The organism is Neobacillus niacini (assembly GCF_036961885.1).
GTDB classification, from domain to species: domain Bacteria; phylum Bacillota; class Bacilli; order Bacillales; family Cytobacillaceae; genus Neobacillus; species Neobacillus niacini_H.
In genome coordinates this window covers 446-15326 of record NZ_JBALNQ010000045.1, presented here as the reverse complement: position 1 = coordinate 15326, position 14881 = coordinate 446, and the positions used below count along the sequence as shown (strand labels likewise).

The window sequence follows — 14881 nt, the reverse complement described above, 5'->3', positions numbered from 1 at the left end:
GCATCATTTGGCATTTTCTAATGAGTCTAACTCAGCTATGGTTATGATTGAAATAAAGAGGAATCATATGCAGTAACCTCCAGCAATAAAAGCACAAACCTCCACTGTTCCTAAAAGAAACAGGTGTTTCTACTATTGTAGAAACACGCCTGTTTCACAGAAACTTCTGTTCATTTTTATTTGGACGGCGAGTTTATCAGCAAATCTTAATAAGGATAGTGGTGGTGGTGGTACGGATAATGGTAGTAAGGGTAGTGGTGATGGTAGTAAGGGTAGTGATGATGGTGGTACGGGTAGTGTGGGTGCGGATAGCCTGGAGCTCCAAAACCAAGTCCTGGTGCAAAACCAAAACCTGATCCTGGTCCACCTAAACCAATCCTCTCATTATAGGCATTAATCATACAAACAGTCATCCTCCTCATTTCATTTTACATTAGAGCATATGCATTTTTGGGTAAAAGTTCTTGGGTATTTATCCTAAATTATAGAATTTAAAGGACATATGCCTCATCCAACAGATAAAATGGACTTTTCATTCAAAACTACTAGTCTGTATTAAATCAATTCACCACTCAATTGAAAATATACAACCCATATTCTTATTTAACTAAACTGCGACGTTTGTTCAATAAGGAATTCAACAAAAAAGGGCGTTAATCCTTCTTGGATTAACGCACCGCCTTTTCAATTTTTGGTATTCCCCGGATCAACCCGAATCATAACTTGTATTTGTTTTACCGAATCCTCATTAAATCTTTTTATTGTATCTATATTCCAATGGTTCAAATAATATTTATACGATTTTTCGCTTATATTTAATACATCTGTTTCCAAAAGCTGTCCTTTTTTTATTGTATGGAGTATGTCTTTTTTGATTTTTTTATTTATCTCGTTTTCCACTTCTTTTAGTTTTAGTTTTTTTCTTTCTTGGGTTAGAACAGCATCCCCTTTTACCACTACCTTATAAGAAGGGGTCTTTCCTTTTAAAACCATTATCTTAATTTTTGGGTTTTTAACTCTTACTGAAACATTTTCGGTTCCTACCCGGAGAGTGACACCTTGAATTCCTTTTTTGAACCATTTTAATCCGCTTAATTCATCTTTACTCAACCATCCTCTGAACTGTTGCCTAGAAAATACATATTCTCCGTTAATCACAGATGTTGGTTTTTCCTTTTTTTCTGAAAAATGATTTTTGTCAATTGTTAACGATGGGATAAAAATCGTTCCAACTGGTCGGAAATACTGGGATATAAATCGGTTATATATCATGTTTGGGAGTACGTAATTATATTGAATGATCTTATCCGATCGATGGATGACCGTATACAATTGTGGAAAATTAAAAAAACTTTCCATCTGCATTAATGATTTTAGATTCTCATCTGTGCCGAAAAGGTAGAAGTTGTACCGCAATAATGGCGAATGTTTAATAAGACCCATCACATCCTCCATTTTTTCTTTCATAACACTTTTGCTCAGTATGATGGTCTGAATATGTCCATAATTTATTGGCATATCTGTCATTTGTTCCAACACCCCCAGCGCAGCTGTGAAAGTTTCTCCTTTCGCTTCCCCGATTAAAATGGGCTGTTGTTCTACGGCAGCTGCTTCTTGTTTGGCAATATTCCCAAAACTTAAACCCTGAATATAAACTTTAAAATTTCCCTCTTCATAGTCCAATCCCATAGCGGTAACATAAGTCTCGCCTTCGATTTCTTTTGCCCCAAAACAACCTGTTAAAAGAAAAATAAGGCTCGTTACAATGATGAAAGAAATCCGGTTTCTCATGGAACTACTCCTTTTGCCTGGTTGTGTCCATTGGTTGATAAGCATGATTGCGTTTTTTTAACAGCTTATTAGGTAATTTTATAAAGCTTTTTAAAAACTGAGAATTCGGAAAAGCATATACGGATAAATAGGGTTGCCCAAAACTTTCAAGCGAAATAGCAAGGGTGATAATGGTGTAAAAAGAAAGAAAAAATCCATAAATCCCGAACATAGATGACAGGAAAAGGACCAAATACCGCAGAAGAAGCACATTGCCTGCTAGGTTCTGGTTGATTAATGTATACCCTGAAATCACGGTTATCGAGATCACTACCAGCAAGGAAGCAGACGTTAATCCGGCTCGAATCGCCGCATCTCCGATAATCAATCCACCTAAAACGGCAACAGTTGTCCCGACAGCTTTTGGAAGCCTGAGCCCTGCTTCTTTAAAGAGCTCAAACATCGTTATCATGATAAATGCTTCCATAGTGGCTGACAATGGAAGACCTTTCCTTGACATCGCGATGGTGGCTATCAGGGTAAAAGGAATCTGTTCGGTTTGAAACGTTACTAGGGCAATAAAAAATCCAGGTAGAAAAATGGTCGTGCCTAATGCAAAAATCCTAAGTAAACGAACGAAACTAATATAAAAAAAACTATTGTGCACATCTTCAGGCGAAATCAATAATTGTGTGAGAGATGTCGGACCTATCAAAACCGTAGGGTTTCCATCCACTAGAATGGCAAATCTCCCTTGATTTAGGGATTGCACGATATGATCGGGTCTGCCGACAGCATCCATTAACGGAAAAATGGAATAAGGATGGTCATAAATCATTTCTTCCAATTGATTGCTGCTGATTAAAATATCGATGGTTATAGATCGTAATCGACTTTGCACTTCATTCAAAATAGAGGGATTGATAATATCCTCCATATAAAGAAGTAAAACTTTTGTTTTACTTCTTTCTCCAATCGTATATTCTATGCTTTTTAAGGAAGTTGTTTTTAACCGTTGCCGGATCAGCGTCATGTTATCGGAGATATTTTCCACGAATCCGTCTCTTGGTCCACGAGCAGAAGTTTCTATATTGGATTCTTCCGGACTTCTCTTTGGGAAATTAGAGACTGGAATAAAAAAAATATCCATTGTTTCCTCATTTAAAATGACACATTCGCCAGAAAAAAGCCTTTGCTCTATTTCATTCTTGATATTCTCGAAATCCCTAAGCTTCGTGATTCCAATAAGATTGCTTAAACGTTCAATTGTCAGCCCCCCCTCCTTTCCTATTGCTTCATTTATGGTAGGTAGTATGGTTTCATTAATCGCCTTTGTGTCAACTAAATTAGGGCAATATAAAAAGGCTAAAGAATATGTTAAAAACTTGGTTTTATAGGATTTGGTTTGCAGGACAATGTCGGAGGAATTTTGGAACCACTCTTTCAATTTAAGGATCAACAGGTTATTTCTTTTCATATAGCATCCCCCTTGTCTTTCTTAAGAAAGAACAACAGGCCGACTAATAAAAGCAGGAACACCAGGCTTACAGGATAATACACAGAATATAAAAGCGTAAAAAAGGAACTAAAATCCCATGGAATTAACACGCTTGTGATGAGCAGGATATACAGAAAGAGAAGAATCCAGTTCTTTTTTTTGTGGCTGTCCAATAGTTTGTTTACAATAAACATGTTTAAACTGATCCGAATGAATGCACCAGAGAGCCATTGAAAAATCGATAAAAAATCAAGGCGGGTGATATGAACACCAATTGTTAATAATTTCCATTCCTCGTATGCAGGGACCTTCATTTTCGCTGCCTCCTCCGCACCAAATTCAGCGATCCCTCCTGCCAAAGGACCAACCGCCAAGAAGACAAGACCAATGCAAACAAGCAGCAGTGGCTTAATTTTGATCCGGTCTTCTATATATGGTGTGATAAAAAGAAAATAAATGATTTCAAATACACAGGCGCATGTATACATGACTCCTAAAAAGAAATCTTTATATCCATGCTCAAAAACTGGGAACAGCAAGCTGTAATCTTTATTTTTTATATTCCCAATTCCCACCAAAAGACCAAACATTACAACGAGAGGCAATAAGAAAATGGATAAGGAGCCAATCGTTCGAATTCCTTTCAATGAAGCAAAATAACAAAGAGCTGCAAATGGTACTACGACGAGGAAATCAGGAATATCAGACGTATAATTTGATTTAGCCCAAAAATCTGTATACTGGAACGTAATAAATGCTGTAAGAAAAAAATAAACACCCCAAATAATACGAATCAAGTAGGAAATCATTGGATGCAATGAAAATAACACAGATAATATATTTTTTTTCTCAAACTTTTTATTTAGATAATAGATCATGGCCGTCCAAAGGATGAAGGGAACCACACTGCCGATTACTGAGATCCATGAGTCTCTTTTAGATACGGTTAAAATAATAGGATGGAGCAATACATGGACCAGAAATCCAGTAGACATGATGAGTAGAATATAAACATGTGTAGAATGAATCACCTTTTGGCTCAACTAAATCCCCCCACTTTTAATGCACCGGTGAAAGTTCGGTTCTAACTATGTTTTACAATTTTTAGTATTTTACTCTTTTAGGAAAATATTAATAAATAATTTGCCTGTTGAGGATAAGAACAACCTCCTAGGGGGATGCACTGACCAGGACATTGTAGTACATAACAATAAATATACAGATTGTGAATCACTACACTTAAACTAACCTGCTCCATTAGTTTAAGTGAATCCCTTCACAAAGTCCTCTAGAAATGAAGAGTTTTGCTGCGCAGTAATAGTCTACTGTGATACAAAGTTCTATCTATCCTGTTTTTACAAAACGCTTTAATTTTACTTACCACTTATCACGAATTATCTAGTATTCAAAGTATTTATCAAATGAGGGTATTTTCCACCTCGTTTAATACCAATACTGTTACAAAAGTTAAAGGAGGTAATAAAGTGAATGAAATAAAAAGTGTCGCAATCTACTGTCGTGTCAGCACAGAAGAGCAAGCAAGTGAAGGCTATAGTATATCTGCTCAATTACAAACTCTACGGCAATATGCAGCCTTATATGGTTGGCAAATTTCAGGAGAATTTGTTGATGAGGGCATAAGTGGTAAAGATATTAAAGGCCGTCCTGCCATGCAAAGACTAATCGCGGATGTTGAAAAAGGCAATTTTCAAGCAATCCTGGTTTGGAAAATATCACGCCTTTCACGTAATATGTTAGATACTCTTGTGCTACTAGATAAATTTGAAGAGTATGATGTAAAGTTTATTTCCTACTCTGAGAATTTTGATACGTCTAGTCCAATTGGCAAACTTGTCGTCCAATTAATGGCTTCAATCGCAGAAATGGAGCGTAATACATTATCAGAGAATGTAAAACTTGGAATGAAGCAAAGGGCATTAGAAGGTTCTTGGAATGGCGGTGAGGTTTTTGGCTATGACACTGATGAAAAGGAGCTAGTTATCAATCAAAAAGAAGCAAATATAGTACGACTTATCTATCAATTGTATGCCGAAGGTAAAGGATTAAAGGCAATTGCTAACCACTTAAATAAAGCAGGATATAAGACTAAACGAAATCGTTACTTTTCTATCAACGGTGTCGCAACTATCTTAGACAATGTTATATATAATGGTAAAATCAGCTGGTTAAAGGTTGAAAATTGGGATACGAAACGAAGAAGAGGGAAAAACCCTAACCCTATTCTCGTTGAAGGACAGCATGAGGCAATCATTTCGGATGAACTTTGGAGCATTGTACAAACAAGAAGAAAAAGTAGATCATTTAAACAAAAACAATCTAATGAACCGTTTTTACTTAGCGGTCTGCTACGTTGCCCTGATTGCGGACAAGGTATGACTCCTTCTAACTCAACACATACACGAAAAGATGGAACAAAACTTAAGTACCGTTATTATGCATGCGGGAACTTTCACAATAAAGGATCTTCTGCATGTAAAGCGAACTTAATAAAAGCCTATGAAGCCGAGCATACTGTTATCCAGAGAATAGATAGCTTTCTTGCAAATAAGGATGTATTTTCTAGAATACTTAAGGAGATAAATTCAAAATCAACTGAGTTCCTTAACCAACTAACGAAGGAGTTACAATCAATAGATAAACTTCTAATCGAATTACTCGAGCTTCAAGATAGGTATCTAGAAGCATTCGAGCAAAAGACTTTTCCGATTGCAGTTCTACAAGAACGGTTGCAAAAAGTTACAAATGAGAAGGCCGAATTAGAACAAAAGAAAAATGATATACTCATGCAATTAGACTCATATGACTCAAAGTTTATTCCACCTGAGCTTATTCAAATGCTCTTAGAACAATTCTCTGCCGTCTATAAAAAAGCACCGAGAGAAAGACAAAAATACTTACTTCATCTACTTCTTCATAGAATTACAATCGCGAATCGCAGTGGTCAACCAAGAATGGTCGAAAGAGTTGAACTAGACTTTGACTTTACAGAGGTCAATGTTTCAAAGACCTTTACACTTATTCATATGTTGTATCGAGAAACGCAAAGTGAAGATCGTTATTCACAGTCAATACCCGCTCCCGACAAGAAAATACCACCTTATTTACAACTTTTTTTGCCTCTATTAATGGTACGGTTCACTCCAATTAATCCTAAACAACCTTTATATGAATTACCGATAAATCTCTTGAACTCTTCCTCCACAATCTGGCCCGATTGTTGAACAAAAGTTTAAAAAGCTCTTAAACTAAACTACTTCGTTAATTTAAGTGAAATCTTTCACAATCTCCTCAACTTTACCAACTTTCTTTAAAAGTTTGTTTAACAATCTGGCCCTAAACATAATGAAAGAGCACAATTCTTGTTGCAGAATTACGCCCTATAATGGAATAAGTATATGTATAATTTCACTAGTGTGGGAACTGTCCTTTGTACTTCAAATCCTTCAGGATAGATCCTTATCGACACTTCTGTGAATCTGACATTTTGTTTTTGATTAAGTTATGGAGTTCTTCTGAACTTTTCCTTTGCTCCGTTGAGCCATGCCTTGACTGCCTCTTTGTAATTTCCTTGTATGAAATCTGATTAGTATTACCCCATTTCTTCCAGGGAACTTTATCGTATTTATGGTGCTGGTAATACTTCCATGGATGGATACTCCCCGGCGCATAATTATACGTGCCCATGTTTACCGGATCGTTTACCATCTGACCCGTCTCAGTATGATAGACAACTTCAAAGCGACCATTTGATGATATAAACTTCGCATTATAAGCAGCGTCATATTCGCTTACTTCATATCGGTGATATCTAGCACTGAATTGCTGCCATTTGCCGCATGCCACTAGTTCCATCATTTCTTCTAATTGTTCAGGAGCCTCTCCATATCGATTCAGTTCATTGCGAAAATAATGAATATCTTCCGTGATATTAGGGAGTTGTTTGACATGTTGATCAAATGTCTCAAAAAACAGATCAAATTGCTTATGCCCATTCAGAAGCTTTTGATTTTCCACAAAATCATGCATCATATGCGTTAGGATTGCGTGTGATGCAATTGCTTTGGATGTATCAAATATATACCATTTTCGATGCTCAGAGCGAATTTGATCATACTGCTCTGAGAGTCCAGAAAAGTATGTCTCCGATAAAAAATCGGCCTTGATCGCTACAGGCACAATCGGATATACAAAGTCTTTCTCTAGTCGATGGTACCCGAATATCGACACTAAAAACAGGAAAAAAAGAATGATTAGAACCGTTTTTGGCGACCGACTTTTGATTACTATCCTAATTTTTAGCCCATCCTCTTCTCCCAATTTCAATCATTCCTTGCCAAATATTTTATTACAACTGTTGGTGTTGCTTCTTTTAAAATAATTATGCCGTCATAGGCCTTATTGGGTATCATTTCAATTGTGTAAAACATTTTTAATAGCTTTTGCCAAGAACGAAAGTCGTCACCCACGTTCACCATTTTTTGTTCACTTTTTATAATGTCCAACAATTCTTTTGACTCACTGGCTTTTTCAAAATCAACGTAAAAGATATTTGGCTCTACTTCACTAAATGCATCAACTAAACCATTATGATTCTTTATCTTATAATTCTTTCTTTTATCAGATCCGCGGTTTAAGGCTTGAAATTTACTATTCATTAAGTCGGTACCAATTGCAAAATACTTGGACCCATATAACTCATCTAAATAACTTCCCATCGATTTATAACCAGCTAATGAAGCAGACGTTTTTTCGATATGCCCATTATGTCCGGAGAAGAATACCTTATCATGACCACGAGCAGCTTCAAACTCAACAATCCATTGCAAATTGTCGGCTAAATACTGATCGCGAAGTTGTTGGTAGTCCCCCTCATTTAAAAATAGCTCTGTTCGTTGTTTCATAAGTTGTGCGTATTTTAAAGCAAAGGCAAACGTATCCGATGATGAATGTTCCGTATAAGCTACTTCGTTTGATTGCAGATCAAAAATGATGGTATCGAGCACATCATAAATTTTTTTCAGTTGCTTCGTTGATAACGATCTCATTATATTATTTGAAGCATGTTCCAGTTGAACTGCATATTTTTGTTCCGCATCCTTGTTAACAACTTCATAATAGTCAAGAAGACCTTTTTTACTGTAATCATATCGCTGCATATCATTTCCGTAAAAATATATTTTCTCATCGTCACTGGCCGTAGCGTTATAATCATGCATCCATTGAACAAGGTCGATCATTTGCTCCGTTTTATAAATGCTATAATCAAGTGCGTTCACGGCTTCTTCTGCAGAACCTTTTCCATCTAAAATGAACTGATTAATTTCCTGTCCTCCTCCAAAATCCCCTTCTATTACAAATACACGAACATTTTCATTATTAATTAATGTTTCATATACATCTTTTTTCAACTTCTGAAGTTCTAAATTCCCATGTGTTGCCTCTCCCAAGCCAATTATTCTTACATCATCCGGAATATTAATTTTTTTAACAGTAGAAATATATTTTTCAGCTTCATCAAAAACATTATCATTATTTCTGCACCCTGATAAAACAATCATGAGACAAATAATAGCCAATAAGAAAGATTTCTTTTTAGAAAAGTGCATCTTTAAATCCCCTCGTTTATTATTTTTCTTTTAACATTGAATACTTTCGATAAGCTTTATAGAAACTGCTACCAAAGAAAACAAGCATAATGGCGGGAAGCAACCTCAAAAGGGCAAATGGAGTTTCAAATAAAAATGCTTTCCAAAATAATACACCTTTCATACTCCAAAGACCTTCAGCTAAATATAAACCTGAATCCATGTCAGGCATAACAACGAAAAACAGCATACACAACCAAAATGAATAACCCATCAATCTTTTATAATAATTACTCTTTGATTGGCGATCCGAGAAGATTTCAATTTGACCATCATCTTCTTTTTGCCAATATCGAATTCCACCAAGCCAAGAGCAATTTAGATAATTCCAACCGAAGTCTTCATATATCCCTTTGTAATCTTTGAACTTTTTCTTTGATAAATAATCTTGATAATCCAGTCGCATCACATATCTCTTGTCGGTTTTTTCGAAAGTGTATATTCCTAATCCACTAATATTTTTACAACGATAACCTTTTTGTAATTGCTCGTTCAGCCATTGCTCCTCTTTTTCAATATCAAAAAACATCTTAAATTTCTTCATTCGATTCACTTCCTTCGTACAGGGATAAAATATGCAATAACCTGTTTTGTTCCATTTTCAAAATGGCATTTCCTTCCGCAGTTATCATAAAAACTTTTCTCCGACCTGACTCTCCAACAGGTTCAATCCAACCATGCTTATTCAAGTTTTCAATCGCACCGTATAATGTACCAGCTGCTAAAATAACAGTACCGTTACTTATCTTTTCTATCTTCTGCATTACGGCATAGCCATGGAGTGGCTCGCGTAGAGCTAATAAAATATAATGCATGGTTTCAGACAACGGTAATAATTGATGTTTCATATCCTCATCCTCTATTCAGTTCGACTATATAGTTTAACTTAGTAATAACGTAATACAGTTCAACTGAATAGTCAACAACATTTTCAAAATTAATCAAAGGAACTTAGAGTAAAAGTTTTGTTAACAAGGGGAAAATGAAACTAAAAAGTCGCTTTCCTTACGTAAGGGAAAACGACTTTTTTTTTAGACTTATTCAATTAAATGGCCTTTTAATGGAATTACAATAATAAGTTATTAACCCTAAAATCTCTTAATTCTTCTCGAACTAACGCCCCCGTTACTTTAAGTGCAATTCTTCACAAAGTTTTTTTTAGAAACGAAAAAGCTGCCACTGCAGCCCTTTTTTTAACATAAGCGCCCGCGGTTTAATAAAAAAATCCCTAAACCAAAAAAGGATGATTAATCGGGACCAGGGCTGCTGATAAAAATGAGCAGGAATCAACTCTTTTTTGTCATAAATCACCTGTTTAAGAACTAAAAATAAAAGGTATGATTAATTTTTTTAACAGGAGGAAGTTAAATGTCTTTACAGAAGTTTGTAGATGCATTACCTTTACCACCAATCTTAAAACCAAAAGATAAATCAGATGGCATTCCATTCTTTGAAGTAACCATGAGAGAAGTAAAGCAGAAATTACATCGCGATTTGCCGCCAACTACCGTTTGGGGTTATAACGGTATGTATCCTGGTCCTACATTCGAAGTAAGAAGAAATGAGCCTATTTTAGTCAAGTGGAAAAATGAATTGCCCTTTGAACACCTGCTGCCCGTGGATCGAACACTTCATGGTGCAGAACCAGATAAACCTTCTGTAAGGACGGTTGTACATTTACATGAAGGTCGGGTTAGACCGGAAAATGATGGATATCCTGAGGCATGGTTTACGCGAGATTTTGAAAATGTTGGGCCGAAATTCGCCCATGAAGTCTATTTTTATCCAAACTGTCAACGCCCTGCAACACTATGGTATCATGATCACGCCCTTGGAATCACTCGTTTGAACGTTTATGCTGGGCTTGCAGGATTTTATATCCTCAGAGATGATGAAGAGGAAGAATTGGACCTTCCAAGTGGAAAATTTGAAATTCCGCTGGTCATCCAAGATCGTTCGTTCTATCCTAATGGTGAATTGTTCTATCCAACCCAGCCAGGGCATGAGCCTCCGCCAGCACCACAGCCGCCTCCACCAATAGATCCAACATTACCAAATCCATCAGTCGTTCCTGAGTTTTTTGGCAACACAATCTTAGTCAATGGAAAAGTATGGCCCTTCCTTGAGGTTGAGCCAAGAAAATACCGGTTCCGCATCCTTAATGGCTCCAATGCTCGCTTTTACCGTATTAGTCTTAGTTCTCCTAGTCTAAAATTTACCTTAATTGGAACGGAAGGAGGACTATTGGAAAGAAAGATAGAAAATGTATCCCAAATTACCCTTGCACCCGCGGAACGGGTCGATGTGGTTATCGATTTTTCAACCCAAAACGGTCAAGGTATTATTTTAACAAATGACGCACCAGCACCATTCCCTGCTGGCGATCCACCATCACCGGACCTTACGCAGATTATGGAATTTCGTGTCAAGCAAAAACTCTCTAAACCTGACAAAAGTAAAATTCCAGAAAAGCTAAGTTGCCTAGAGAGACTTGATCCTGCCGATGCTGTAACGGTACGAAAAAATGTCTTAGTGGAAACTACAGATGAGTTCGGGCGTTTAAAACTTCTATTAAATAATCTGGATTGGGATCAATTGCCTATAACAGAAACCCCATATAATGGGACTATAGAGATTTGGGAGCTTTACAATACTACACCGGATACTCATCCCATTCACTTGCACCTTGTTACTTTTCAAATATTAAGTCGTGCTACGTTCTCCGGTGATCCAAATGATAATCCTGTCATTGGGCCGCCACTACCACTCGATCCAAGTGAAATGGGTTGGAAAGATACCGTTCGTGCAAATCCTGGGGAGGTTACCCGTATAATTGCACGGTTTGGGCCATTTACAGGAATCTATCCATGGCATTGTCATATCCTTGAACATGAAGACCACGATATGATGCGACCGTACGAAGTACTCCAAAATCATAATTTTGACCCATGCATTCCGATTCCAGGCGTGTGTCCGGATGACTCGTTTGCTCAATGTTGTAATGAAGACCATGATGAGTCAAGTTCCCATGACCATCACCATCCTCATCGCCACCCTTAAAAATAAAGGTAATAGTAATGAAAAAAAGACTAGCTTTTTTGATTTAATAGCTAGTCTTTTTTATATGTCAATACTTCAGGTTTCCTTAATTGCAATAGAAATTAGATAATTCTAAACTTATATTTGTTTTTCAAGAGTGTGTTATAATCTTTCACTATTTCACCTGAATAATTAAACAAAAAATTGATTTATCAATATAATGTTAAGATATTTCAAAAGGTTCAATAATCTTTCAAAGTACAACAAAAAATGCGTGTGAAAATCCACAGGTGATATTTTTGTTAAATAGACCAAAACATTATAAAATTCTAATCAAATGTTCCTATTGCTTCTTTCACTAAACTGCCCCGTTACTTCAATAAAAAAGGCATTACCATTATCCCATTAATGCACCTGTTAGCACATTATCAATGTATATGTTAATTTAATGGGGATTCATCTTTTCATTTAATGCCTCTGCTTGGTTCAAAAAGGAATCCATATTGGCACTTATAGAAATATTTAATCCTAATCCAACTTCATGAAGTGTTTTCCGTAGGTCTTCAAAATTCTTTTTATCCTCTTCGGTCAAATCGGCAAAGCTATATAATTCATCATTAGGATATTGATTTAATTTGGCATACAAATCTTCTGGAATTTTCTTGTCACTTTTAGATATAGTTCCTAGATGCTTTCCAGTGGTCAATCCAAGCCAAAATCCGTTTAACACATCTCCTAATTCAGTTGTAACCAAGTTAGGTTCAGACCAATTGTTATCACTCTGGTTAGCAATTAAGCCTTCCAATTCTACAAAATTATTTTGGACTTCTGTTACAAGAACTTGCTCCTTTACGAAATTCATCTTTATTATTACCCAAGCTACAATTGCGACAAGTAATATATTCAGCCCTATTGAAATTCTGAATAGTAACTTCTTTTTTTTACTCAATTTTATTCCCCCGTTAATTAGAAACTACAATTAATTACTCTGTTTTTCCATTTTCCAATAGTTCGATAATTCTTTTGTTTTGTTCAACTGGGATTTCGCTATTTCTTCTAATCTTGTAAATCCATATTATTAGAAAAATCACCGCCAAAGGTACTCCAATAACAGTTAACAATGACCAAAAACCCATTACGCTGACCATTAATATCCTCCTAATAACCCCGATTGCTTGATTTTACCATTTATTAAATATTTAAACTCCTTTGAAAAAGGAAATTATATGAATTCTTGTTCCACTAACCTGCACGTTAGTTGAACAAGAAAAAGGAACTCCGCAGCAATCCCCATCTTTAACTCTAGCACCCTTTAGTTTAAGTGCATTCCTTCACAATCTTATTTAAACACCAAAGACTTTGCTAAAATTTAACTCTTGAAATTATATGAGATGTATGTAGAATATAAGTAATTGTATAATATCAAATGTTTTCTAGGGTTCCGTAACTTATTGTTGGTCTGGTCCGAGAGAAAACTCACAGCTTTGCTGTGTCACGGAAGGATAAAAGCCTGGGAGAAACTGTTTAACAGTTATCTCTTAGGCTTTTTTTGTTTTTTTGGTCAAAATAAAATTGGAGGTGTCTTTTAGATGAATAAAGACTGGATTAAAGTATTTGTTGCTGCTTTTTTTGAAGTATTTTGGGTTATTGGATTGAAACACGCCGATGACTTTTGGACTTGGGCTGGGACTGTTATTGCTATCATCATCAGCTTCTATGTAATGATTATGGCAGGACGAAAACTTCCCGTGGGAACTGTATATGCAGTTTTTGTTGGTCTAGGTACAGCAGGAACTGTCTTTTCAGAAATCCTATTCTTTGGAGAACCATTTAAAGTGGAAAAAGTACTCTTTATTTTACTTTTATTAGCAGGAGTAATTGGCTTGAAATTAGTTACAAACGACAAAAACCAGGATGGAGCTGATTCCTAATGGCGTGGATATCTTTAATCTTAGCAGGACTATTTGAAATGTTTGGTGTTGTTATGATAAATAAATTGCATAAAGACAGAAATTGGCAATCATTACTTCTATTAATTCTAGGATTTGGAGCAAGTTTTATATTTCTAGCTTATGCGATGAAATCACTACCTATGGGGACAGCTTATGCAATATGGACAGGAATTGGTGCGTCTGGTGGTGCAATATTAGGAATGGTGTTATATGGTGAATCAAAAGACTGGAGAAGAATTGTGTTTATAGCAATGGTTTTAGGTGCAGCAATAGGATTAAAACTTGTTTCATAAAGGAATTTATCAATTTTAGATAAAGAAGATAATTTGTTTATAATAAGTTAATTATCTTCTTTATTTTCTATTCTCTAACTAAACTGCCACGTTACTTGAATAACAAAAAAGCGATCCTTCGTTATTGAAGCATCGCAGCCGTCATAATTCCTCGGTTGGCTTTTCATTTTTTAAAAATTCTTTTGGCTTTTCCAAGTCTTCCCGATGGCGATTCATCCAACGGTTTGCAAAACTAGGGAGTGGGTTCTCTTTTTTCCGTTCTTTCTTCTTGTTTAGCCATTCCCGAATCCGTCTACGCAACCTTGATCGCTTTTTCATCGTTTTTCACCCCAGTCACCTTCATATTTCTCCTTTGGCAATCCAACGGGTTTCCATTTTGTGTTTCACTTGTAGTGTATGTTTTAATTTTAACAGGTTATAGGTGAATAAGATAAAAGGCTATTTTCCGTTGGTTACAGCATTGGAAGAGAAAAAAGCGGAAGAATCTGTTCCTCAGCTCCTTGCCGTCCTTATTTCTTTTACAAAGACGATGCACTTTTCCTATTCGTAATTCAATTATTACTAGTTTTATCTTATAAGGCTATAAGATAAAACAGATTCTTCAACTACCCTACTTCGTTACTTGAATAAGATAATGCGACCCTTCGTTATTGAAGCATCGCA

Annotated in this window: 16 protein-coding genes and 1 riboswitch; of the genes, 5 read left to right on the top strand and 11 right to left on the bottom strand. The window is 36.0% G+C overall.

All coding sequences use genetic code 11. The annotated features are described in order from the left end of the window. Nucleotides 1–206: 206 nt before the first annotated feature. From V7124_RS18240 to V7124_RS18225, 4 genes are all read right to left on the bottom strand, one after another. Nucleotides 207–401, bottom strand: coding sequence for a hypothetical protein (locus V7124_RS18240; protein WP_335409896.1), 195 nt, complete (start codon nt 399–401; stop codon nt 207–209). A 283-nt stretch (nt 402–684) separates the two neighbouring features. Further along, nucleotides 685–1791: a Ger(x)C family spore germination protein gene (locus V7124_RS18235; RefSeq protein WP_335491970.1), complete on the bottom strand. Its 1107-nt coding sequence runs from the start codon at nt 1789–1791 to the stop codon at nt 685–687. Between the two features lie 4 nt (nt 1792–1795). Further along, complete coding sequence (locus V7124_RS18230; RefSeq protein ID WP_335491968.1) at nt 1796–3247, bottom strand: spore germination protein; 1452 nt, start codon at nt 3245–3247, stop codon at nt 1796–1798. Further along, nucleotides 3244–4311, bottom strand: coding sequence for an endospore germination permease (locus tag V7124_RS18225; RefSeq protein ID WP_090768278.1), 1068 nt, complete (start codon nt 4309–4311; stop codon nt 3244–3246). Before V7124_RS18225 ends, V7124_RS18230 begins: the two co-directional genes overlap by 4 nt. Nucleotides 4312–4752: 441 nt before the next feature. Between V7124_RS18225 and V7124_RS18220 the strand changes: the two genes are divergently transcribed. After that, a complete protein-coding gene (locus V7124_RS18220) occupies nt 4753–6510 on the top strand; it encodes a recombinase family protein (protein WP_335491964.1) in 1758 nt (585 codons plus the stop codon). Nucleotides 6511–6745: 235 nt separating this feature from the next. On the opposite strand, the gene V7124_RS18215 is transcribed toward V7124_RS18220, so the two are convergent. The 4 genes from V7124_RS18215 to V7124_RS18200 all read right to left on the bottom strand — a co-directional run bounded on the left by V7124_RS18215 (nt 6746) and on the right by V7124_RS18200 (nt 9782). After that, complete coding sequence (locus V7124_RS18215; protein ID WP_335491960.1) at nt 6746–7516, bottom strand: hypothetical protein; 771 nt, start codon at nt 7514–7516, stop codon at nt 6746–6748. 92 nt (nt 7517–7608) lie between these two features. Continuing rightward, the gene (locus tag V7124_RS18210) at nt 7609–8895 is read right to left on the bottom strand and encodes an erythromycin esterase family protein (RefSeq protein ID WP_335491957.1); all 1287 of its coding nucleotides are present in this window, start codon (nt 8893–8895) and stop codon (nt 7609–7611) included. A 19-nt stretch (nt 8896–8914) separates the two neighbouring features. Beyond that, a complete protein-coding gene (locus tag V7124_RS18205; protein WP_335491955.1) occupies nt 8915–9478 on the bottom strand; it encodes a DUF2812 domain-containing protein in 564 nt (187 codons plus the stop codon). Next, nucleotides 9465–9782 (bottom strand): PadR family transcriptional regulator, encoded by a 318-nt coding sequence (locus V7124_RS18200; protein ID WP_335491953.1) that lies wholly within the window; start codon nt 9780–9782, stop codon nt 9465–9467. The genes V7124_RS18205 and V7124_RS18200 overlap by 14 nt, the downstream gene beginning before the upstream one ends. Before the next feature lie 520 nt (nt 9783–10302). On the opposite strand from V7124_RS18200, the gene V7124_RS18195 reads away from it, so the two are divergent. Next, the gene (locus V7124_RS18195) at nt 10303–11994 is read left to right on the top strand and encodes a multicopper oxidase family protein (protein ID WP_335491950.1); all 1692 of its coding nucleotides are present in this window, start codon (nt 10303–10305) and stop codon (nt 11992–11994) included. A 424-nt stretch (nt 11995–12418) separates the two neighbouring features. On the opposite strand, the gene V7124_RS18190 is transcribed toward V7124_RS18195, so the two are convergent. After that, a complete protein-coding gene (locus V7124_RS18190; protein WP_335491947.1) occupies nt 12419–12922 on the bottom strand; it encodes a hypothetical protein in 504 nt (167 codons plus the stop codon). Between the two features lie 34 nt (nt 12923–12956). Next, complete coding sequence (locus V7124_RS18185) at nt 12957–13121, bottom strand: hypothetical protein (protein WP_335491942.1); 165 nt, start codon at nt 13119–13121, stop codon at nt 12957–12959. A gap of 274 nt (nt 13122–13395) precedes the next feature. Then, nucleotides 13396–13492, top strand: a riboswitch (guanidine-I (ykkC/yxkD leader). 70 nt (nt 13493–13562) lie between these two features. Between V7124_RS18185 and V7124_RS18180 the strand changes: the two genes are divergently transcribed. Both V7124_RS18180 and V7124_RS18175 read left to right on the top strand, forming a co-directional pair. After that, nucleotides 13563–13904, top strand: coding sequence for a DMT family transporter (locus V7124_RS18180; RefSeq protein ID WP_335417278.1), 342 nt, complete (start codon nt 13563–13565; stop codon nt 13902–13904). Then, nucleotides 13904–14218, top strand: a complete 315-nt coding sequence (locus V7124_RS18175; RefSeq protein WP_335417281.1) for a DMT family transporter — start codon at nt 13904–13906, stop codon at nt 14216–14218. Before V7124_RS18180 ends, V7124_RS18175 begins: the two co-directional genes overlap by 1 nt. A gap of 141 nt (nt 14219–14359) precedes the next feature. Here V7124_RS18175 and V7124_RS18170 read toward each other — a convergent pair whose 3' ends face one another. Further along, nucleotides 14360–14536 carry a hypothetical protein gene (locus V7124_RS18170; protein ID WP_335417283.1) on the bottom strand — a complete coding sequence of 59 codons (177 nt, stop codon included), beginning with the start codon at nt 14534–14536 and terminating at the stop codon, nt 14360–14362. A 103-nt stretch (nt 14537–14639) separates the two neighbouring features. Here V7124_RS18170 and V7124_RS18165 point away from each other — a divergent pair, with 103 nt between their 5' ends. After that, a complete protein-coding gene (locus tag V7124_RS18165; protein ID WP_335491936.1) occupies nt 14640–14768 on the top strand; it encodes a hypothetical protein in 129 nt (42 codons plus the stop codon). Nucleotides 14769–14881 lie beyond the last annotated feature (113 nt).